Genomic DNA, 19,673 nt, shown 5'->3' with positions numbered 1-19,673 from the left:
CTACACCTACGAACCGAACAGACCTACCAGTTGCTATCTTCTGGTTTCCACGGATGGGCCTGCCAGTATTGTCTGGCCCGTATGCCTGCCGCAATTCCAACTGCAAGATATGCGACAGTCCATACTGACGCTCCATTAACGGCGAGTGTGTAGATACCCACAAGCAAACCGCACAGTGCCAGTACTCCAAACATCATCGCAAGATTAGTCGCGGTATACCCACGAACGAGGGTAGATACTGCTCCAAGAATAGCGGCGATTCCGATTACAAGAAATGGGAACCTCTCAAAGTAACCGTACCACACGCTTATGAGACCGAGAACGACCAATCCATACGGGATATATCGGAGGCGTGCTTTGCGGGAGACCATACCAAAATTGAAATACCATTGAACAAGAGTCTTTTTCTCTTTTAGTATGTCTCATACCGTTCTTTACATCCTCTGTCCTTACCATTTGTCTGGAAGGCGTAGGATGAGTATGCGAACCTTCTATGACACCCTCGATCGGTGTCTATTCGGTGTCGACGACGATCTCGGTGTCGACCTCGAAACTCACTGCTCTCGTCGATAGCGTCTCGGCGATCTCCCGGCGCTGCTCGAGGGTAAGATCATCACGGGCGAGTACCTGGCGAGCCGCCTGGACGAAATGGGGCACGTCGTCGCAGGCACTCACGACCGCTTTCGTCTTGTTATAGTCGTAGAAGTCTGCTGCGCGTTCGATAGCGTCTTGTCGATACGCATAATCGCCATCGGTTCGGATTCGCATGCTCGTACACACGACCCCCGAAATCCTAGTTTTTTCGGCTCACTGAACGGCCCATATCGGCCCAAAACCGGCCGAACCTGTCGGCCCACCAGAGACGAATCCGGTTTCGCGAGGTCGATCGACACGAGATATGCACACGGCCTGCTTGAACTCGTGTGCATATTCGGGAAACCGATTTTGTCGCCGTATAACCCCGAGGGGATGGATTGAAAAGTAGAAATAGAGATCTAGCAAATCTAGATGTACTATCAGCCCTGAAAATTCGTGTGGAGAGCCGATTGTTGCAAATCAGCGAGTCGAGACGAAACTACAGACTCGAACTCCTGATTGATTTCGTATCCAAGACATCGACGATCTTCAGATAACGCTGCATATGCCGTTGTCCCGCTTCCTAGGAACGGGTCGAGCACAATATTTCTTGGCTCAGTAGACACCTGCACTAATCGTTTCGCTAATGGAACTGGGAACGGCGCTTTATGCGATACATTCTGCCCGAGGCTTCCACGCTTCACTGGGTGCCGCCAGATCGTACCTAACTCATCTGTCGTCGTCTTAGCTGGATCTTCATCACCTACGTCTTCGTTCATTTCTGGATGCAACGAGTAACTCTCAGACTTCGATAAAAACACGATATACTCCTTCTTGTTCACAACTGTTCTATCATTCATTCCTGCAATCGCTGTCGGCTTGTACCAGACAATCATGTTCTGGAGCAGGAACCCACAATCACGCGCTCGTTCCGCAACGTGATACGGCAACAGTTTCATATTTCCCCGTTCGATGAGGGAATCGACGACAATCCACATCGTGCCGTCATCACGAAGGCACTGATAACATTCGTTGAAAACCTGCTGTAGACGATTTAAGTACCGTTCGTAGGATTCATCAGTTGTGCCGATTTGTTCATCATGACCGTAGTCCTTCAAATTCCAATACGGAGGTGAGGTGATAACGGATTGAACACTCGCTGTTTCTAAGTCCGAGAGATCCTCACTGCTCTCCCAATGAACCTCCAAATCAGCGAAATTAGATAGCGATATCATCGGTATTTCTCAATGAGCTCATCTAACGATAGGTGTCTACACTCACGATCTTCCTCTTCAATGAGATCGATAATCGAATCGTTGAATCCAGCCACGTTAATAATCTCGTCTTCTCGTGATCCAGCACGAACACACCGAATCACCGCTTGACCTCGCGGCAAGGACTCGGTTCGATCAATCGTCGCATCAGCAGTTTCTGTTCGATCCTCAGCTAACCACAAGTTCCCCGGGTCTTTCCCATCCGGATTATACCGTCGTACCTGATTATCGTGGTACGCACTCTGTCCCTCGGACCGTTCACCCCACTCATTGCCTTCGTATGCGTGAGCAACTCGGATTGAATCTTTATCGAAGTAGTATTCCTTCTTATCCTTGACTAGAAACAGGATCTCTTCGTGGGTATTCGTGAAGTTACGAACAGCAGATGGATCCGTATAACGACTAATCACATTCTTCAGAGCATAGGGCGATCGCTCTCGTATCTCATCGGCAACTGCCATCGCGACTGGCCAGTATTCGTTTTTGAGATCTTCTGAGGGTGCGAAAATCCACAGACTCTCTGATTTATCCATTTCTTCGTATAGGTGTTCGCACACCATAGAAATGTCAGAAGTGAGTCGACTAAGATTAGGCGTAACAGTGTCCCTATCCTTCAAATCCATAAGATACATTCGCTATATCTGAATCTGATTCCCTCCTACTTCAATATTCAATATCTGGCGCAGTATATCTCAGCTGGCAATGGCTATCTGAGAATAATAACCTAAGAAGCGCTCTTAGATGTCTTGGCGGTGGCGGAAGTAGTCTTCGTCGATGAGTTCATTCGCCAAGTGGTGACGATGACAGTAATGGTGCTGATCGCCCTCCGGTTCAGGGAACTCCTCGATGCACATAAGCGCGGGTTTCCCGGCATTTTTCAAGAAATCCGCGAACTCCTCTAGCTTGTCTTCCTCGCTGTGGATATGCCAGTTGTACCAGTCACTGAAACACTTGTGACCGATTGCTTGTTCTTTGTACGGCTCAACCATCAGCTGTGGGACGCCGAAGTCAGGTCGATGGACGTAATTGATCTCATCGATGTTTTCGAACTGGTTCTCCAAGACATCGGTGTTGAAATTAGGTTTATACATTGACTCGCCAGAGGCTCGAACGTCTACGAGTACCTCGACGTCTTTTGCCTTCAGCTCGTCTACGAGTTCATCGAAGTCCTTTCCACTGTAACCAACAGTGACTACTGTATCGTTCTGGAAGCGGTCGAGTTGAGCGCGAGCTTCGTCACGACTCCACCCTTCCTCCTGCATCATTTCAACGAACCGCATCTGATCTTCCTTCGGAAGGGTCGCAACAACTAGTCCCTTTCGAGCTGCGAGATCACCAGATTTCACAAGCTCATAGACCGGATCTGCAAGATCCATTACGAGCGTGATCTTGTCCTGCACTGTACGAGGCGACATACCCGTGATTTCCCCAATCTCTTCTTCGTCAAGTCCGTAGTCGTTGTAGAGTTCCTTACAAAGTTCACCAACCTCCTCGTCCTTCATCTCCTTCTGCATACGGTTGGTTTTGATCGCGAGACCGCGAGCCTCTTGATCTGCCAGATCCTTCACAATCGCGTCGATCTCCACCCAATCAAGATCTCTGGCAGCACTCAGTCGGTGTGCACCCGAAATTACTTCATATTCTGCGTCACTTGTACCGTTAAGTGGACGGACAATAATTGGGTTCCACTGACCGTCTTCTTTAAAACTTTCTCGTATCTCTTTAACGTGCTCCTCATCAAGTTCCTCGCGAATCTGGAAATTTGGAAGTTTAATACTACCGACGCTGATCTTCATAGGAGAATTAATTCAGTCAGATGTTTTAAATCCTTACATGCCGCTTGCATGCGGAGTGAAAGTGGAAGTGTAATCCGAATCCGATACTATAATTATACCAAGCATTTTTATATGACACACCTAATGAGTAATCAAATCAATGAGGTCTCAATCAAATTCTGATGACATCACCACTGATACCATCAATGATTTAGTAGTCTTGGGGCGGGCAGGGCCAGAGTTGATCAGTGACGGGCGGCACACAGTTTGCCTCGGTGGATGGTCTGATAAAAAGGGGTTCGTCCGGATTTACCCAACACATCGATATACGAGTCACGCGAAGCGCTGGAACGTCATCGAAGTCCCAGTCGAGCAAGATCCATCACACGACTGGAGAGACGAAAGTTGGAAAATCCAGGGTTCAAAACGTGATTGGGATGATTTGTATAAAAAAGTTGAGCAGGTTGGTCGGCTTGATCGTGACGACCGGATCGAACTGACGAAGCAGATTCCAAAGACCTGTGCGAATCGGCTCAACGACGAAAAAAAGAGTATGGGGCTAGTCGAACCTGCAGAGATACATGACGCCTATCTTGAACCAATCGACGACCCAGAGCCCATTGCCACAGATTTAACAGGTGAGGAACTTCGTTCGAAGAACTCGTACCCGCATAAGCTTCGCATCGAGTACACCTGCGAGGATTGTGAAGCCAAAGGAAACCACGATCAACATACCATCGAATGGGGAATCTACCGGTTTTGGGATAAAGAGCCAGACAATCCCGAACAAGTCATCAACAATCTACGATTACTTGATGACGATTATAAGAAGTACTTCTTCATTGGGAATCTGAAGAACCAACCACGAGCATTTGTCATTATTAGTATAATAAGGTGGAAAAAAGAAGATGTGGAGCAGCGGTCGCTGGACCAATTCATTTGAAAAATGACACCCGTTTTGACGCCTGTATTGAATAGACAGACAATTTTGAGGCAATAGTCGAATATCCTTGTAAAAGACTGCTTATCGTTTACTCAAAGTGATTTTCGAGATGGGAGTTAGTGGTTCTCTGAGTGAGCCCCTATCCATGTTCGGTAACATTGCAAATAATTTCGTATAGTAGTTCATCAGAGACCCCTGTTTCCTGTGCATCAACTGGAGAGTTTCTGTGTGAAACGGGGCGGTAGCGGTGTAATTTTTTGGCTCTGTCCCCTTGGGGACACCCGGCAAGGGGCGTTTCGCGCGCAGCGCGAAATCGACCCGCATGCGGTGCGGCGCGATCGGGCTGCCGACTTCGGCCCCAAGTCAAGGACTACAACCAGAACTGGACAGTCACCGATAGAATACAAACTGAGTTGCTGAAAAGAAGTGTCGAGAGAGTGTTGCCACTCACGAGGGCTGTTCTACCAGTCGGCGATCGAACCTACGCGGTGGCTGTCTTTCCCGCCGCCAGGTGTCCGCCAGACCATCGACACCTTACTGAACTGCACTACGTCGTTCCCTGAGTGCCGCCAGGCGTCTATCGTCTCCTGTGCGACCTGGCGGGCGTTCTCGAAGCTATCGCGTTTCAGCAGCGAGAGAACCGCATCAATACGGAGCTTCTTCGGATTCCCGTTTGCATCGTACTCTATCTCGGCGCCGTTCTCGGCAAGCCACTGCTGGAACGGTGAGGACTCGGCGACGTGATCGGCCAGGCCCATCACGTGCTGAATCCGATCGGCGAAACTCTCGATCGCGTACTCGGCCGACTCGACGAGCGCGCGCAACTCCTCGCGATACTTCCGCACCCGGAACGATACATCGCCTTGGTCGAGTTCGAAGATCTCGCCGAGGTCCTGGATCGCTCGGTAGATCGTCGCGGGGTGCTTGCCGAGTTGTTCGGCGAGTTCGTCGACGGTCGACCCGCCATCGGTGGCGACCTCCTCGGTCACCTCTCGCGGCGTCTCACCCATATCCCGCAGCGTCGTCATGAGCAGGTGTTCGCTCTTCGCCTCGAGCCGCGGCGTGGGATCGTCGTAGAGTTCAACTGGTTCGTCGCGCGCGACAGCGTCGAAGTGATCGTCGGCGATGTAGACGCCATTGCCGTCCGGTCCGAGCGGGATGTCTTCCCAGTGCAGCGCGTTCAGTAGCGTCTCCTCGATCTGCTCGGTGACCTCGCCTCGATCGGCCCACGCCCACGCCTCACCGTCGTTCATCTTCTTGTTGACCAGGACTTCGACCTTCGGATGGTACGACGGGTGGTCTTTCGAGACCGCATCCGGATCGGCCAGCTGGTAGATCTCGAACTTCCGGCCGTAGGTGTGACTGGGGAAGAGTTCTTTCGCTGACGCCGGATTCAAGATGAGGCGGTTCTGGTGGTTGATCACTTCCTCGTTATCGATGTGCAGTTCGGCTTTGATTCCTTCCAGGTCGGAGAGGTGCAGCGCGATCTTCTGCAGGACACCGGCCGAAGACAGTTTCTCGGCCCATTCGCGACGGATACGCACGTATCGCTCGTACGCCCACATTCGGCTGGCTTCGTGGGGGTCCGTTCGGAAATACTCTGAGTGAATCCGCTCGTTGGCTTCGTCGAAGATCGCCGCGAAGAACTCCGGTAGCAATTCGAGCCCACGCTCGGGTTCGATGTTACTCGTGTGGTACTCGACGTCGACGCCGTCGACTTCGCCGACCTGATTTTCCCAGGGCAGGTTCACCGGGTCGCCGGTTTCCCAGTGGCGCATATTTGGGAACCGGGGCGAGATATTGAACGTCGCCTTGCTCTCGCCGCGTCCACGACCGATGATGTCCCACTCGTAGAGCCGTTCAGCATTGATCCCATCGGAGAGTCGCGGCGCGAATCCCGACTTGCTGTACTTCACTACGAGATGCCAGGGTTCGCCGTCGATCTCCGCGTCCAACTCAAGGTGACCTTCAAACGGCGGACCGAGCATCACCGACGAGAGCGCATCGTAGGGCCCGCGGCCCCAGTCGGGCCACTTCCACCGGCCTTCGCACTCGTGCGGCGTCGTCTCGACTTGTGACACCGCTACTCACCTCCCTCACTCTCGAGCAGACCCGAGAGTATGGCCACAGAATTCCACCATGTCGCGGTCTGACAGCGGTGACAGACGTGTTTGAACGACGTGAGGTCCCGCACTTCGAGTTCAGTTGGCTCGGTATCGGTGGAAGCCTCGCGAACGGATTCGAGGGGCGACCGCTTGACGTGAATCCGGCCACAGCCGGTGCAGATCGCGTCGACGGGAATCCCGACCTGGCCGGTCGCTGGGCTCTCGAGTTCGGCGCCGAGGTCACGATCTCCTCGCTCGAGGCCGGAACTCATCGTCGATCACCGACCGTCGTCGACGGATCGACTCCCGCGGGTTCGATGACGTGCGACCAGGTGAGTTTCGCGACCTCGGATTCCGAGCGCGACCCGCCGACCTCGTACCACCGCCCGGCCAGGAGTTCATCGACGAGCGTCGCCGGAACGATCGCGCGGGCGACCTGGGGGAGTCCCGGCCGCGGAATGTAGACGACGAGCAGGTACATCCCGGCGGCTTCGAGTAGTTGCTCGTGGGCGGCTCGCTTGACGTAGAACCGCCCGCGCGTCGATCGGTCGCCGTTACTCGTCTCTATTTGGCAGCCTTTGATTTCGACCGGCGTCTCGGATTCGACCAGAACGATACCGTAGAACGGCAGCGACTCGTCCGGTTCGAGAAGGCTCGTGGTTCTGGCGTCGTGCCAGGTGGCCGTCCGATCACCGACGAACTCCAGGGCGTCGATCGTCTGAACCAGTTCTGCCTCGAGCGCATCACCGCTGGCCTTCGAACTCTCCAGCGCCGACACTCGAGAACTCATAGCGGTCCCTCCCGCGCGTCGCGTACATCGCGCGTACAGTCCGTGCAGAGACGACGAAGCCCGGTAATCCGATCACCGCACCGTTCGCACTCGTCGGATTCGACCAGGCGGCTCACGCCGACTCACCTCGGCTTTCGATAGCCTGTCGAACTTCTTCGTCAGCCGCTTGGTGGGCTGGATGGGCTATGGGCGTCTGACTCTCGATATCGTACAGCCGGCTCGCAGGAACGAACGCCGGCTTACGCATCGGCCTCACCTCCGTGACGGCCGGGCGACGTTTCCGGATCGGGGACCGGAACGTCGACGCCAGCTGCAGACCCGCGGCTCAACCGCGCGTAAGTATCACACTCGCTGCACCGATGGGCCTGGTCTTGGTCGTCACCGAAGACGCGACGAAATTGATCGGTAACGTGGGCTCCGCAGTGTTCGCATGTCGAGTGATCGACGGGCGACCAGGGGACGGTCGTCACGCTGACCACCCCCAGTGCTGTACGAGAATGAAAAACGCAAGCCGGCGGAGGGGGGTGTTCAACTGTCGAACGGGATCCGGATTCTCAGGATGGCTATCGAATCGCGAATGCGTCGAATTTGGTCGGTAGGAGTCGCCATACGGACTTTCGAATAGAAGTCCAAAACCGATAGTTTTCGCACGGGCACGATGGGATTCGAACCCACGACCATCGGATGGCTTCCCCCATTGCAATCCCAATGAGGATAGAAGTCCGACGCTCTGTCCGGACTGAGCTACGTGCCCACGAGTTCGTCATCACGTCCGTATTCGTCAGGCCAATTTATACCCTTTGACTGATGGGTCCGAGCGGGCCGGGTGATCGGAATCGGGAACCGAAAAGAACGGGTTTGGTGTGGTCTGTGCTAGTGTCTGCGTTCAGGGGTGACCGTCCCTCTGTCAGGGGGACTGTGCGCTGTCGCCCGTCTCGGTACCGGTATCGGTTTCGTTGCCGCCGGAGGTGTCGTCCGTCGTCCCGTCCATGTCGCCCTCGTCGGACTCGTTCGTTTCGTTGCCGTCTCCTCCAGTACCCGTCTCGTTGCCGCCTGTGCCGTCGGTGGTGCCGTCGTCGGCTCCCATGCCGCCATCGTCGCCCGTCTCACCGCCCGTGTCCTCCTGACCGTTCCCGTCAGGGGCACCGCCATTGCCGCCGCCCGTGCCGTCATCGCCGCCGCCCATACCGTCGTCACCGCCGGCATCGTCTTCCTGTTGGTCGTCGCTACAGCCCGCGACCGCTGTAACTATACCGGCTCCAAGAGCCGCGGTGAACCGGCGCCTGTTGAGGGTTGGTGCTGTCATATCAGCACCTGAACCCGATGATGGAGTGATAAATAATGCGTACCGTCCGTTTGGACGAACAATGCCGATTCAGACGAATTACCGATGGTCCCATCCACGAGAACGACCCGTTTTCCCCGAGCGTGTTGGTTTCACTCACGCAACGAATTCCCTCCCGCTGTTGATCCGAAACTACCTTGCCAGCGCAGTTGTGAGTGCTGCCGACCGAGTTCGGGAGAGAGAAACGAGTCCGTAGGGGAGAACTATCGCAGTCCTAACGAGTTTCGGCAGCTACAACTTCGGGATGGCGTCGGATACGGGATGGGCTATCTTGCGCCGGCGAACACAGCCCTTATGCACGTCTCGCCGGTACGTTTCCTCGATGCACGTCATCGGAACGGTGGGTCTTCCCGGCAGTGGCAAGGGCGAGGCAGCCACCGTCGCACGCGAGGATGGGATTCCGGTCGTGACAATGGGCGATGTCGTCCGCCAGGAGACGGCGGACCGCGGTCTCGATCCGACGAAAGACCACGGCACGGTCGCACAGGCGTTGCGCGAGGAGAACGGCCCGGCGGCTATCGCCGAGCGCTCGCTCCCCATGATCGAAGACCGCTTGCAGAACCACGAGACGGTCCTCGTCGATGGCATTCGTTCGGATACCGAAGTCGATACGTTCGAAAAGCGATTCGGCGAGTCGTTTACGCTGATCAGTATCGAAGCCCCGTTCGAGGTTCGCGCCGACCGGATCGATGATCGCGGCCGTGACGTCCGCGAAGCCGACGGCGGCGAGGGGCTGGCCGCCCGCGACGAACGTGAACGCGGCTTCGGCATGGACGACGCGATGGATCGCGCCGATGTCGTCGTCGAAAACACCGACTCGCTCGAGGCGTTTCACGAGCGCATCCGGTCGATCATCCGTACGGGATCGGCTGGTGATGACCGCGACCGCGACTGTGATAGTGATGGCGATAGCGATAGTGACGGTGACAGGACTGGTTGTGGTGGTGGTGACAACCCCGAAGCCGAACCCGAACCCGAATCTGAACCCGGGGCCGACACGACAACCGAGACTGAGGCCGAGACGGAAGAACCGCAGCCGTAGCTATCGAACGAATCCGCTACCACCACGACTGCCACCGATCCCGACACCGATATCGATACCAACACCGATTCCGCTACTGAGACACTGAAACACTGAACCATTGATACACATGACCGACATCTACCGCGTCGCCGTCGAAATTACGGCACCGATCCACGATACCGAGGTGACGAGTCGGGTCGCCGACGCCGTCGCCAATATCTTCCCGACCGCCGATCTCGAGGAATCGTTCGGCGAAGTCCGAGGGGAAACACACTCGATGGAACACCTCTCCGAACTGCTTCACAGGCAGGAAATCCTCGACACCGCTCGCGGCGAGTTCTTCTCGACGCGCGAAGGCGAGACGTTCTCGTTCGCGCTCAAAAAGCAGGCCGCCTTCGAGGACCGGATCACCTTCTCGGTCGGTGAACCGGACGAACTCGGCGAGATCAGCGTCCGCGTCCGCGTCGAGGAACCGACAGTCGAGGAGTACATCGACCACATCGCGCCGCCGACGGAAGACGGACGGCCGGTCGAGGGGTGAGACGACTCCTGCTGGTCTCTGGTCTACTGGTCGCCGCACTCACCCGCCGCCCCGAGTGACTCGTCGGCCTCGTCCCGACGCTCCTGGGCGGTGAGATAGTTTCCGTTGTCAGCAGCCGCTGCCGCCTCGGCGAACGCCGTCGCTGCCGACTGCAAGTGGCTACTCTGGCAGTGTGCCGTTTCGAACGACGCTGCGAGTTCAGCGGGTGCCTCGTCGCGATTCTCCGCGACCGTTTTCCGTCCCGTCGTGAACGCCGATTCGGCATCGACGAACGCAGCTTCGGCCTCCTGGTAGGCACCGTCGTCTATGAACTCGCGGCCGGCCTCGAGTGCAGCGTAGCCGTCGAGCAGGTCGCCGTAGCTGCTCGCGAGAGCGGTTTGGGCGTCGAGAACGGTCCCGAGAGTCGAGAGGCCGTCCGTGAGCCGGTCGAGATCGATGGTCGGCAGGGCCTCGAACCGGGCGTCATCGAGGCCGTCGATACTCGTCCGAGCGGTCTCGTGGGTCGTCCGTGCCTCATCGAGGAGCGCGGTTCGGTCCTCGATGGTCGTGGTGGCCTGCTCGAGATCCGTTTCGGTGTCGTCGGTTTCTTCGCCGGCCTCCTCGAAGACGGTGCCGACTTCCTCGATTTCCGCCGACAGCTCGTCATCGCTGACAGTTGCAGTTACCGAAACTAATGCCTCGAGGCTATCAGCGTATTCCCGACCGATTTCAACGTCGGATTGTCGGTCGGCTTCGAGTTCGTCGGCGGCCGTATCGAGCGCCGAGCGAGCGGCGTCGATCGTCTCGTAATAAGGGGTCGGCTCGAACGCAGTCTCTGTCGATTCCTGTGCTCCACGGCCGAGGTTCTCGTCGGTCCGTGTTCCGAGTTCGATCGCGACCTCGTTGAGGCGTCCGATCGCACGATCGAGTGCGCGCTGGCCGGTGCGGTCCGTGATGACGACCGTTGCGTCGTCGCTGCGAAACGTGTCCAGACAGCCTGCGAGAGCGGCGAGCCCAACGCCGCCGAGCTGTGCGAGTTGCTGCCGTCGATTCATCGAATCGAGAATGTGTGTCCTCCTGTATTAACATGCTGGTAGATATGTCATATCGAGTGGGTCAGTGAGTGTCTGCACCAAGTGTTCTGTGTCCGAAATTGCCCCACTGGTGACACTCACAACTATCGAGTGGTCACTTTGTTTTCAATACCTGTGAGACAGGAGAGACAGTCACGATACAGTGCTCTTTGCAACTCCCAAGCTGAACTCGATACGAGGACGAAGAGCGAGAGACGGGAGAGAACCGAGAAGACTCCCTTAAAACGGCCCCAAACCGCCCATGCCGCCGCCACCGCCACCCTGTTGCATCTGTTTCATCATGCGCTGCATCTCCTGTTCGGAACCCATGCCCTGGAACTGCTTGATCGTCTTCTCCATCATCTTGTACTGCTGGAGGAGTTCGCGAACCTGATCTTCGTTGGTCCCGGAGCCGCGGGCGATGCGTTCGATCTGGCTCGCGCCGATGGCTTTGGGGTATTCCTTTTCGGCCTCGGTCATCGAGTCCATGATGACGCTGAAGGTGTGCATGCGCTCCTGAGTGACGTCCATCGCGTCGTCGGGGAGCTGGTCTTTGATCCCGCCGCCGAAGCCGGGGATCATGTCCATGACCTGGTCGAGCGGCCCCATGTTGTTCATCGCCTCCATCTGTTTTTGCATGTCGTTCAGGGTGAACTGCCCCTGGAGCATGTCCTCGGGGTCCCAGTCGTCCTCTTCGATCTCGGTCTGGTCCATCGCGCGCTCGACGCGCTCCGCGAGCTGGCCGAGGTCGCCCATCCCGAGCAGGCGGGAGATGAAGCCGTCGGGCTCGAAGCGTTCGACGTCCTGGACCTCCTCGCCGGTTCCGAGGAAGGCGATCGAGGAATCGGTTTGATCGACGGCCGTCAGGGCACCGCCACCCTTTGCAGTCCCGTCTAATTTCGTGATGACGACGCCGTCGATGCCGATCGACTCGTCGAACTGCTGGGCCTGTTCCTTGGCTCCCTGGCCGATCGCCGCGTCGAGCACGAGCAGCGAGGTATCGGGTTCGACGACGCCCTCGATCTGCTCGATCTCGTCGATCAGGTCGTCCTCCAGCGCGTGGCGACCCGCCGTGTCCACGATGTGTACGTCGGCCTCGCTGGTTTCTTCGAGTCCCTTGCGGGCGATTTCGACCGGATCGTCGTTGTCCGGATTGCCGTAGAAGTCGACTTCGGCACGACTTGCCATCTCCTTCGCCTGGTCGTAGGCACCGGGACGGAAGGTGTCGGTCTGGATGACCGCCGGACGGAGCCCCTTCGTCGAGAACCACCAGGCCATCTTCGCGGCGGACGTCGTTTTACCCGACCCCTGCAGGCCCGCCAGGAGAATCGTCTGCTCTTCGAGTGGTAGTTCCGTCGAGTCGCCGATGAGACCGACGAGTTCTTCGTAGACGATGCGGAGGACGAAGTCTCGCGCCGGCGTACCGGCCGGCGGTTCCTCCTCGAGGGCGCGTTCTTTGATGTTGTCCGACAGCTCCATCACGAGCGACACGTCGACGTCGGCGGAGAGCAAGGAGCGTTGGATCTCCTTGACGATCTCCTCGACGTCCTCCTCGCTGATTCGTGACTTCCCGCGGAGTTTATCGAGACTGCTCCGCAGAGAACTCCCGAGATCGTCGAGTACCATTTGCTCGGTCTACGGGACGACGGTGTTAAAGGTTTTATCTAGACGATAGCCGTTGCAAAACGGTGTCCGGCCGACGAGCGACGAGCGACTGGCGGCAGCGAACGCGACGGTCGCGCATCGGTGGCGCGCTGATCTGGACTGAGAGTTGTTCTAGCCGAGAATCCGCTTTCGCTCGTCGGGCGAGAGTTCGACTGGCCCAGTTGCAAACGGCGTACAATGTTCGCACTCGAACGCTCCATCGCCGCTATCGTAGGTGCGAACCGGCCGACTGCACAGGAAGAAGGCGTCACGCTGTTTGCGCGTGATGACGGCGTCTGCGCTCTCGCCGCAGTTGGGACACCACTCTTTATCAGGTGCCGGCTCCTGATAGGTGATCTTGTGACGGCCGAAGAACGCCTCCCCGTAGGCGTCCTCTCGAGTCGTCTCGATAAGGGCTTCCGGCGGAAGCGGATCAGCTTCGAGTTCGTTATCGTAGCCGCTTTCGGCCCCGATCGTTGCCGTGACGTACGGGCCGACGCTGACGCGGTTCTCTCGGCCGACGACGTAGACCGTCGCGTCGATCGCCTGGCCCTCGATGCGAACGTCGTTCCCCCAGCCGGTCACGTAGACGGTGAGATCGTGGCGCGCGTCGGTGACGGTTAGCTCGTTCTTCCCGCCTCGGATCGAGACGCCATTGCGCGGATCCCGGACGCTGTGGCGTTGCTGCCAGCCCGATACTGAGACCTCGTAGCCGTCCGGTGACCGGGTCGGTGCGGCCGCGTCGTCGAAGAAGACCTGCTCGGCGCCGACGGTCGAGACGTGTTCGGCTGCCCCGTGTTCGACAAAGACGTCTTCGGCCTCGGTGACGAGAACGTCGCCGTCGATACGATCGACATAGCCGTCTTCGATATCGCCCGCCATCACCGTTCGAACGTCGTCCCTGTCGACGTGCTCACCCTCGGTCGGCACATCCGTAAAGACGTATTCGGGATCGAAGATCGTGAGCCGTCCGTCGACGGCATCGGCGCGCACGTACACATCGTCAGCACCGCGGAGTTCGACGGGCGTCGCCTCGCCGCCGTTCAGCCGAACATCACCCGTGAGAGACCGTTGTACTGCGTTCTCGTTACCGGTCATAGTACTCGTGACGTACTCACCGCGTTCACTTCAACTGTTCGAACAGTGAACAATCGGCGATTCATCAAAACGCAAAGCACTTTGTGATAGAACGATCACAGGAGCGTATGAATCGACGGCGTCTCCTCCGCGTTTCCGGAAGCGGGCTGGCGATTGCAGCCGGAGGACTCGCCGGCTGTCTGGGGAGCAGCGACGAGACCCCGCCGCCGCGCGAGTCCACGGTATTCGATGACGTCTCGATTGTGGAGGGGACGATGGAAATTGCCCTCGTCTCGGAACCGGAAGTCGAGTCGCGCGCCGACAACGTCGACGCCCCAGTTGCCACGACGATCGTTCCGATCGGTCTCGCACGCGCCGGATCGAGATCATCGAGTTCAGGATCGGGATCAAGCGGTGCGACGAGTCGCGGGAACGGCGTCCCCTCGTCGGCACCCACGGGCCGCCACGGCTGGGCCATCTACGGTGCGAGTTCCGGCAGCCACTGGCGCGATAACCACGACGACGAACTCGAGACGTATCGGGCTACCATTGCTACCCTCGGCGTCTCCTACATGGGTTCGAACGACGCATACCAGGCGGAGTCTCCGGGGCCGGAGCCGGCTGACTGGGACGAGGAATGGTCCGACCCCGAACCCGGATCGATGTTCGAAGTCGACCTCCACGGTCTTTCTGCGGACGGACAGGGGGAGACAGAAACCGAATCGGAGATCGATGCGGGGTGGTACCGCGTCGGGACACATCTCGAATCGCCAGATGGCGATACCGATTTCGAGTGGCAGGCTGCGGACTTCAAGCTTGAGCAGGCAACCAGTGGGTGGACCATCGACGAGGCTTGGCACGTGCGACCGCGAGTGTAGGCGTCACCAGTAGGGTCGCTGTCGCCCTGTCGCCCTCGCTGCCGTCAGCGTCGTCGTTCATTGCGCTCACAGAGCGGCTGAGACGGCGCTGTGACGTTCGACGAAGGAACGCTCAGACACTATGTCAGATGATGGAATGACTACCGCCACCGGATCTCGGACCCCAGCCCCGGCTCGCGGGTTCGTGACCGATCGGCGCGTAACGCTCGCGGTGACGTTCGTCGTCGCCTTCTGTTCGATCGCGTACGAACTCGTCTACTCGGAGTTGCTGACGGTGTTTTTTGGCGGGACCGTCCTCAGGTACTCGATCACCATCGGCCTCTACATGTTCTCGCTCGGAATCGGGTCCGTCCTCTCGGCGCAGCTCGGCGAGCCCGAGTCGAATTTCCTCCGGACCGAGGTGTATCTCGCAATCGCTGGCCCTGTCGGGGCGATGGCGATCATCGGAGTCAACTCGCTCCCGCCGGTCAGCGTTCCCGGCGCGGGAGCACTGATTCTCGGCCTCTCACACGTCCCGATCCTTGTCGTCGGCGTGCTATCGGGGTTCGAGGTGCCGCTGCTGACTGATCTCGTCGAGGATCGAGAGGATACGGTCTTTGCGTCGCTCGGCCGGCTCTACCCGCGACGACTCGTCCGCGGGATCCTCACCGTCTTCTTCACGGTCGGCAAGCCCGACGAGCGGTCGTTCTCCGAGGTGCTCGGCGTCGACTATCTCGGAGGGCTTGCCGGGACGGTCGTCTACGCGCTCGTGTTGTACCCCCGGTTCGGGCTCGTCGTGAGCGTCTTCGCACTGGGCCTGTTGAACGCACTCGCCGCACTAGGGTTTGCCGCGTGGACGTTCTCGGGAGCGACCCGCACGCTCTCGCGTCCAACCGCCGGGAAGTGGCGCGCCCTCCTGCTCGTCGGCCTCCTCCTGACCGGCACCTACGGCGGTCTCATCGGCCACCCGAACGCGGTCGACCGCGCGGTGACGACGACCTATCTCGAACGAACTATCGAACGCGAGTTCCCCGAGGGCGTGGCAAGCGTGGATACCCGGAGCTACGATACCACGCCGTATCAGACCGTCCTCACCTACGAACGTGAACTCGAGGGACACGCCGGAACGGAGACGTGTCTGCATCTCGATCGGGCGATCCAGTTCTGTGACACCTGGGTCGACTCCTATCACAGCGGACTCGTCGACGTTCCCATAACGACCTTCGACGATCCGTCCTCGGTCGACGTGTTGCTCGTCGGCGGTGGCGACTACATCGCCGTCGACCACCTCCGCCAGTACAATGCGTCGGTCGATCAGGTCGATATCGACGGCGAGTTCCTCGAGATGGCGCGGGAGCGAGAGTTCTTCCGGCAGTATAACGACGAGGCGTACGAGTACGATCGACTGAACACGACCACCGAGGACGCGTTCACCTATCTGGAGGCAACTGATGAGACGTACGACCTCATCCTCCTCGATATTCCGGGTGTCCGAAGCGACGAGACGCTGTCGCTGTACTCGACGGAGTTCTACTCGTTGCTTCGCGACCACCTGAGCGACGAGGGCCTCGTCGTCTCCTGGGTCTATACGAGCGGCGACCACCCCACCCACAGCAAAGTCTACGCCAACACGGTTCGTGAGGCCGGTTTCGACCGGTACCTTCCGTACTACGTCTACGACGACCTCGATGGGGATACGGAACTCGAACCCGGTGAACGATTTTACGTGCTCTCGGACGGGCCGACACCGGAACCTGCTCTCCAGCGCGCCAAGAGCGACTATATTCATAAGAATACAGATACGTTCGAGACGTGGCAGTGGCGGTCGCTTCCGTCCTATCGGGGCGTCGAACCGAACAACGTCTTCCGCCCTAACTACGATATTATCGTCGATTGACAATGACACAGGATACCCTTCAGTTCGTTCACGCCGACTCTCCGCCGGCGACCGACGGCGTCCGCGTGTTCGACTCGCTCACACGACCACTGCTGGGAACCGAGTTCACGTTTCGGATCATCGGCAGCTCTCACTATGTCAGCGCACCCTCCTATGAGTTCTATGAACTCTCGACCTGCAAGCCCGCCTCGGTAGTTGGCCGCGATGGGACAGCGATCTCGCTCAACCCGGACCGGCCCTCCCGTCGGCTTGTCTTCGAGACCGACGCGCTGCGGTGTGTGACGGTCGTCGACCACCGCCCCCTTTCGGCGTTTCCCCGCGACCGATATCTGTCACAACACGACTCGTTCGACCTCGCGTACTCGTTCGACGGGGAGGCGGAAGCCGTCACGACGATCGAACTCGACGAGGGCGGCTACGAGACCTATCACACGTATCCCGAGTTCGAACTCGCGCTGTACACGCAGACTGCCCTTACGAGGAAGTGACTCGTCGACACCCGCGGTGAGCCGTTCTCGCGGTAGTGGCCGGCGGACGAGTTGTCTTCTAAACTTATATGATTCCGATTTACCTACTGATCCACCATGGAAGATACGCGAGGGGATGCGGCTGACAGGAGCAACCGAGGCGACGAGGGGGGTGAGAGCACCGGCGTCGGAGGCGATGCACGTGCAGTCGCGGCTGACGATCCCGCGACCGTTGATCCCTCCATTCTGCATCTTTCGCCGGCCGAACGGGAGGCACGAGGGATCACGGACGACGACGTTCGCGAGACGTTTCGGACGGTCCTCGAGCGCGGTACCGAAGACCAGAAGGATCTCAGCGGCGTCACGTTGCCTGCACTCGCGTTGGATCGGACCACCCTGGAGAGCGCCGATCGCCATCCGGTCGATCTCAGCGGGGCGACCATCGAAGCGCTCTCGCTGTCGTACTCTCGGGTGACAGTTCCGGTCGTTCTGGACGGGGCGACTCTCGGATCGCTTCGACTGACCGAGGCACACGCCGAGACACCGGTTTCGTGTTCTGACGTGACCGTCACCGGAGAGACCAGCCTCTTCGAAGCGCAGTTCGACAACGATGTTGCGTTCGACGGCGCGACATTCGAGGGGCCGGTCGACTGTGATGAAGCTACCTTTCGCGATGACGTTCGGTTCGACGAGGCCACGTTCGACGATGAAGTGACCTTCCGGGCGGCGGAGTGTCACGGTGACTCGAATCACCTCGATGACAACACGTCGTTTTCCGGAGCGACCTTCCGATCGACGGTTTCCTTTCGTGAGACCGAGTTCGGCTTCACGATGTTCGATGATCTCACGTGCTGCGAGACGGCGGTTTTTCAGGAGGCGACGTTCACCGGCGACGCGGAGTTTCACGGCGCTGGCTTCGGCGCGGACGCAGATTTCGACGAAGTCGAGTTCAGGGATGATACTGCGTTCACCAACGCGACGTTTCAGCAGCAGGCGACGTTCCGTGGGGCCTCGTTCGCCGGCGGCGCTCGAACGCTGACCGATGATGCCAGTTTCGCCGAAGCAGTCTTTCACGACGCAGTTACGTTTCGCCGGGCGTCGTTTCGCTACGTCACGTTCGCCGACGCCGAATTCCGCGGGACTGCACGCTTCGAATCGGCGACCTTCAACGGGGATGCGGACTTTCCCAACGTCTCGTTCGCCCGCGCGGTCAACTTCGACGAGGGTCGATTTCGCGAAGACGCCGACTTCTCGGGCGGTCAGTTCGACGGGCCGTGTACCTTCCGCGGCTGTGAGTTCGTCGGTGGGGCGAATCACCTCAAAGACGACGTGTCCTTCGAGAAGGCGCGATTCGCCGACGACGTCGACTTTCACGACGCCGAAATCGCATCCGCGAACGTTCGAAACGTGGCGTTCGGCGGCACGATCGATTTCAGTCGCTGTCTCGTCTCAGAGCGGATCGATATCGAGGCGCACGGAATCGACGACGATGCGTTCGTCGATTTCACGCGCGGTAAGATCCGGAGTGGACGGATCGTTCAACCCGCCGAGGGCTGGGTCCGGTACGATTTGACGCTCGCGAGCGTCGGCGACGTTGAACTCGAGGCCGAACGGACAACGGACCGCCGCCAACTCCTCGATTACTTCCGGTTCTGCCGGACCGAGTTCGACGAGTTCGATGGCCATACGTTCGACTTCAGCGGACATCGCGAGTATCTCGACCGAAACGGCTGGACGATTCACGGCTTCGACGAGCCACGGACGGACGAGTTCGATCCCGACTACGCTCTCGAGATGACGCCGGAAGTCATCGAGACGACGTATCTGAAGGCCAAACAGAGCGCAAGCGAGATCGGCGATATGAAGACTGCCGGCGAGTTCCGCGTCAAGCGCCAGCGGTACAGCCGTCACAAGACGCTCGAGGCTGTTTCCGATCCGGATGCGGGGCTGTGGACTCGATTGAAGAATCTGGGTCGAGTGGTGGAGAACTGCTTTCTCGGGCTCACCTGTGGGCACGGGATGCGGCCGATGCGGATCGGCATCGTCTTCGCCATCGCGCCGTTGTTTTTCGCAATACCGTATGCGTTTGGCGGCCCGCTCTTCGAAACCGGGGCAGAGGGGTTCTACGAGAACCTCTACTTCAGCTACATCAGTTACACGACGATCGGATACGGAGATATCGGGCCGATCGGCCCGCTCGCCCGACTGCTCGCCGGGTCCGAGGCGTATCTCAGTACGGTCCTTGCAGCACTGCTCGTGTACGCGTTAGTTAAACGGTCCGAACTGTGATGAGGGGACACACGGAC

The 19,673-nt window shown here is 58.5% G+C and carries 20 protein-coding genes and 1 tRNA gene; 7 read left to right on the top strand and 14 right to left on the bottom strand.

Annotation, left to right across the window (positions count from 1 at the left end):
- Positions 1-23: 23 nt before the first annotated feature.
- From C481_RS21805 to C481_RS17995, 5 genes are all read right to left on the bottom strand, one after another.
- Positions 24-371 (bottom strand): hypothetical protein, encoded by a 348-nt coding sequence (locus tag C481_RS21805; protein WP_152422210.1) that lies wholly within the window; start codon positions 369-371, stop codon positions 24-26.
- 142 nt (positions 372-513) lie between these two features.
- Positions 514-768, bottom strand: coding sequence for a DUF7692 domain-containing protein (locus C481_RS18010; protein WP_006110755.1), 255 nt, complete (start codon positions 766-768; stop codon positions 514-516).
- Between the two features lie 248 nt (positions 769-1,016).
- Positions 1,017-1,811, bottom strand: a complete 795-nt coding sequence (locus tag C481_RS18005) for a DNA-methyltransferase (protein WP_006110754.1) — start codon at positions 1,809-1,811, stop codon at positions 1,017-1,019.
- Entirely contained in the window at positions 1,808-2,410 is a 603-nt protein-coding gene (locus tag C481_RS18000) for a DNA methyltransferase (protein WP_006110753.1), read from the bottom strand. Before C481_RS18000 ends, C481_RS18005 begins: the two co-directional genes overlap by 4 nt.
- A gap of 177 nt (positions 2,411-2,587) precedes the next feature.
- Positions 2,588-3,646, bottom strand: a complete 1,059-nt coding sequence (locus tag C481_RS17995) for a ParB/RepB/Spo0J family partition protein (protein ID WP_006110752.1) — start codon at positions 3,644-3,646, stop codon at positions 2,588-2,590.
- Between the two features lie 139 nt (positions 3,647-3,785).
- On the opposite strand from C481_RS17995, the gene C481_RS17990 reads away from it, so the two are divergent.
- On the top strand, positions 3,786-4,568 hold the full coding sequence (locus tag C481_RS17990; RefSeq protein WP_006110751.1) for a hypothetical protein: 783 nt from the start codon (positions 3,786-3,788) through the stop codon (positions 4,566-4,568).
- A gap of 461 nt (positions 4,569-5,029) precedes the next feature.
- Here C481_RS17990 and C481_RS17985 read toward each other — a convergent pair whose 3' ends face one another.
- The 6 genes from C481_RS17985 to C481_RS21350 all read right to left on the bottom strand — a co-directional run bounded on the left by C481_RS17985 (position 5,030) and on the right by C481_RS21350 (position 8,769).
- Positions 5,030-6,649: a DUF7845 domain-containing protein gene (locus C481_RS17985; RefSeq protein ID WP_006110750.1), complete on the bottom strand. Its 1,620-nt coding sequence runs from the start codon at positions 6,647-6,649 to the stop codon at positions 5,030-5,032.
- Positions 6,650-6,651: 2 nt separating this feature from the next.
- Complete coding sequence (locus C481_RS17980; protein ID WP_006110749.1) at positions 6,652-6,945, bottom strand: hypothetical protein; 294 nt, start codon at positions 6,943-6,945, stop codon at positions 6,652-6,654.
- Positions 6,942-7,463, bottom strand: a complete 522-nt coding sequence (locus C481_RS17975; RefSeq protein WP_049904751.1) for a hypothetical protein — start codon at positions 7,461-7,463, stop codon at positions 6,942-6,944. Before C481_RS17975 ends, C481_RS17980 begins: the two co-directional genes overlap by 4 nt.
- Positions 7,464-7,702: 239 nt before the next feature.
- On the bottom strand, positions 7,703-7,942 hold the full coding sequence (locus C481_RS22775) for a DUF7563 family protein (protein ID WP_006110747.1): 240 nt from the start codon (positions 7,940-7,942) through the stop codon (positions 7,703-7,705).
- Between the two features lie 171 nt (positions 7,943-8,113).
- Positions 8,114-8,217, bottom strand: a tRNA-Arg gene (locus C481_RS17965).
- A 153-nt stretch (positions 8,218-8,370) separates the two neighbouring features.
- Positions 8,371-8,769, bottom strand: a complete 399-nt coding sequence (locus tag C481_RS21350; RefSeq protein ID WP_006110746.1) for a hypothetical protein — start codon at positions 8,767-8,769, stop codon at positions 8,371-8,373.
- A 361-nt stretch (positions 8,770-9,130) separates the two neighbouring features.
- Here C481_RS21350 and C481_RS17955 point away from each other — a divergent pair, with 361 nt between their 5' ends.
- Entirely contained in the window at positions 9,131-9,850 is a 720-nt protein-coding gene (locus C481_RS17955) for an AAA family ATPase (RefSeq protein WP_006110745.1), read from the top strand.
- Positions 9,851-9,959: 109 nt separating this feature from the next.
- Positions 9,960-10,373 carry an RNA-binding domain-containing protein gene (locus C481_RS17950; protein ID WP_006110744.1) on the top strand — a complete coding sequence of 138 codons (414 nt, stop codon included), beginning with the start codon at positions 9,960-9,962 and terminating at the stop codon, positions 10,371-10,373.
- Between the two features lie 23 nt (positions 10,374-10,396).
- Here the strand turns inward: C481_RS17950 and C481_RS17945 are convergent, their stop codons facing one another.
- From C481_RS17945 to C481_RS17935, 3 genes are all read right to left on the bottom strand, one after another.
- Positions 10,397-11,407 (bottom strand): hypothetical protein, encoded by a 1,011-nt coding sequence (locus tag C481_RS17945; protein ID WP_006110743.1) that lies wholly within the window; start codon positions 11,405-11,407, stop codon positions 10,397-10,399.
- A gap of 258 nt (positions 11,408-11,665) precedes the next feature.
- Positions 11,666-13,051: a signal recognition particle protein Srp54 gene (locus C481_RS17940; protein WP_006110742.1), complete on the bottom strand. Its 1,386-nt coding sequence runs from the start codon at positions 13,049-13,051 to the stop codon at positions 11,666-11,668.
- A gap of 150 nt (positions 13,052-13,201) precedes the next feature.
- A complete protein-coding gene (locus C481_RS17935) occupies positions 13,202-14,167 on the bottom strand; it encodes a hypothetical protein (RefSeq protein ID WP_006110741.1) in 966 nt (321 codons plus the stop codon).
- A 107-nt stretch (positions 14,168-14,274) separates the two neighbouring features.
- Here C481_RS17935 and C481_RS17930 point away from each other — a divergent pair, with 107 nt between their 5' ends.
- From C481_RS17930 to C481_RS17915, 4 genes are all read left to right on the top strand, one after another.
- Positions 14,275-15,024: a hypothetical protein gene (locus tag C481_RS17930; RefSeq protein WP_006110740.1), complete on the top strand. Its 750-nt coding sequence runs from the start codon at positions 14,275-14,277 to the stop codon at positions 15,022-15,024.
- 136 nt (positions 15,025-15,160) lie between these two features.
- Positions 15,161-16,900 (top strand): spermidine synthase, encoded by a 1,740-nt coding sequence (locus C481_RS17925; RefSeq protein ID WP_241434710.1) that lies wholly within the window; start codon positions 15,161-15,163, stop codon positions 16,898-16,900.
- 2 nt (positions 16,901-16,902) lie between these two features.
- Positions 16,903-17,388, top strand: a complete 486-nt coding sequence (locus C481_RS17920) for a DUF2617 family protein (RefSeq protein WP_006110738.1) — start codon at positions 16,903-16,905, stop codon at positions 17,386-17,388.
- 96 nt (positions 17,389-17,484) lie between these two features.
- Positions 17,485-19,656 carry a pentapeptide repeat-containing protein gene (locus C481_RS17915; protein WP_006110737.1) on the top strand — a complete coding sequence of 724 codons (2,172 nt, stop codon included), beginning with the start codon at positions 17,485-17,487 and terminating at the stop codon, positions 19,654-19,656.
- The last annotated feature ends 17 nt before the right edge of the window (positions 19,657-19,673 follow it).

This window comes from Natrialba asiatica DSM 12278, assembly GCF_000337555.1.
GTDB classification, from domain to species: domain Archaea; phylum Halobacteriota; class Halobacteria; order Halobacteriales; family Natrialbaceae; genus Natrialba; species Natrialba asiatica.
This window is presented reverse-complemented; position numbering and strand designations above follow the sequence as displayed.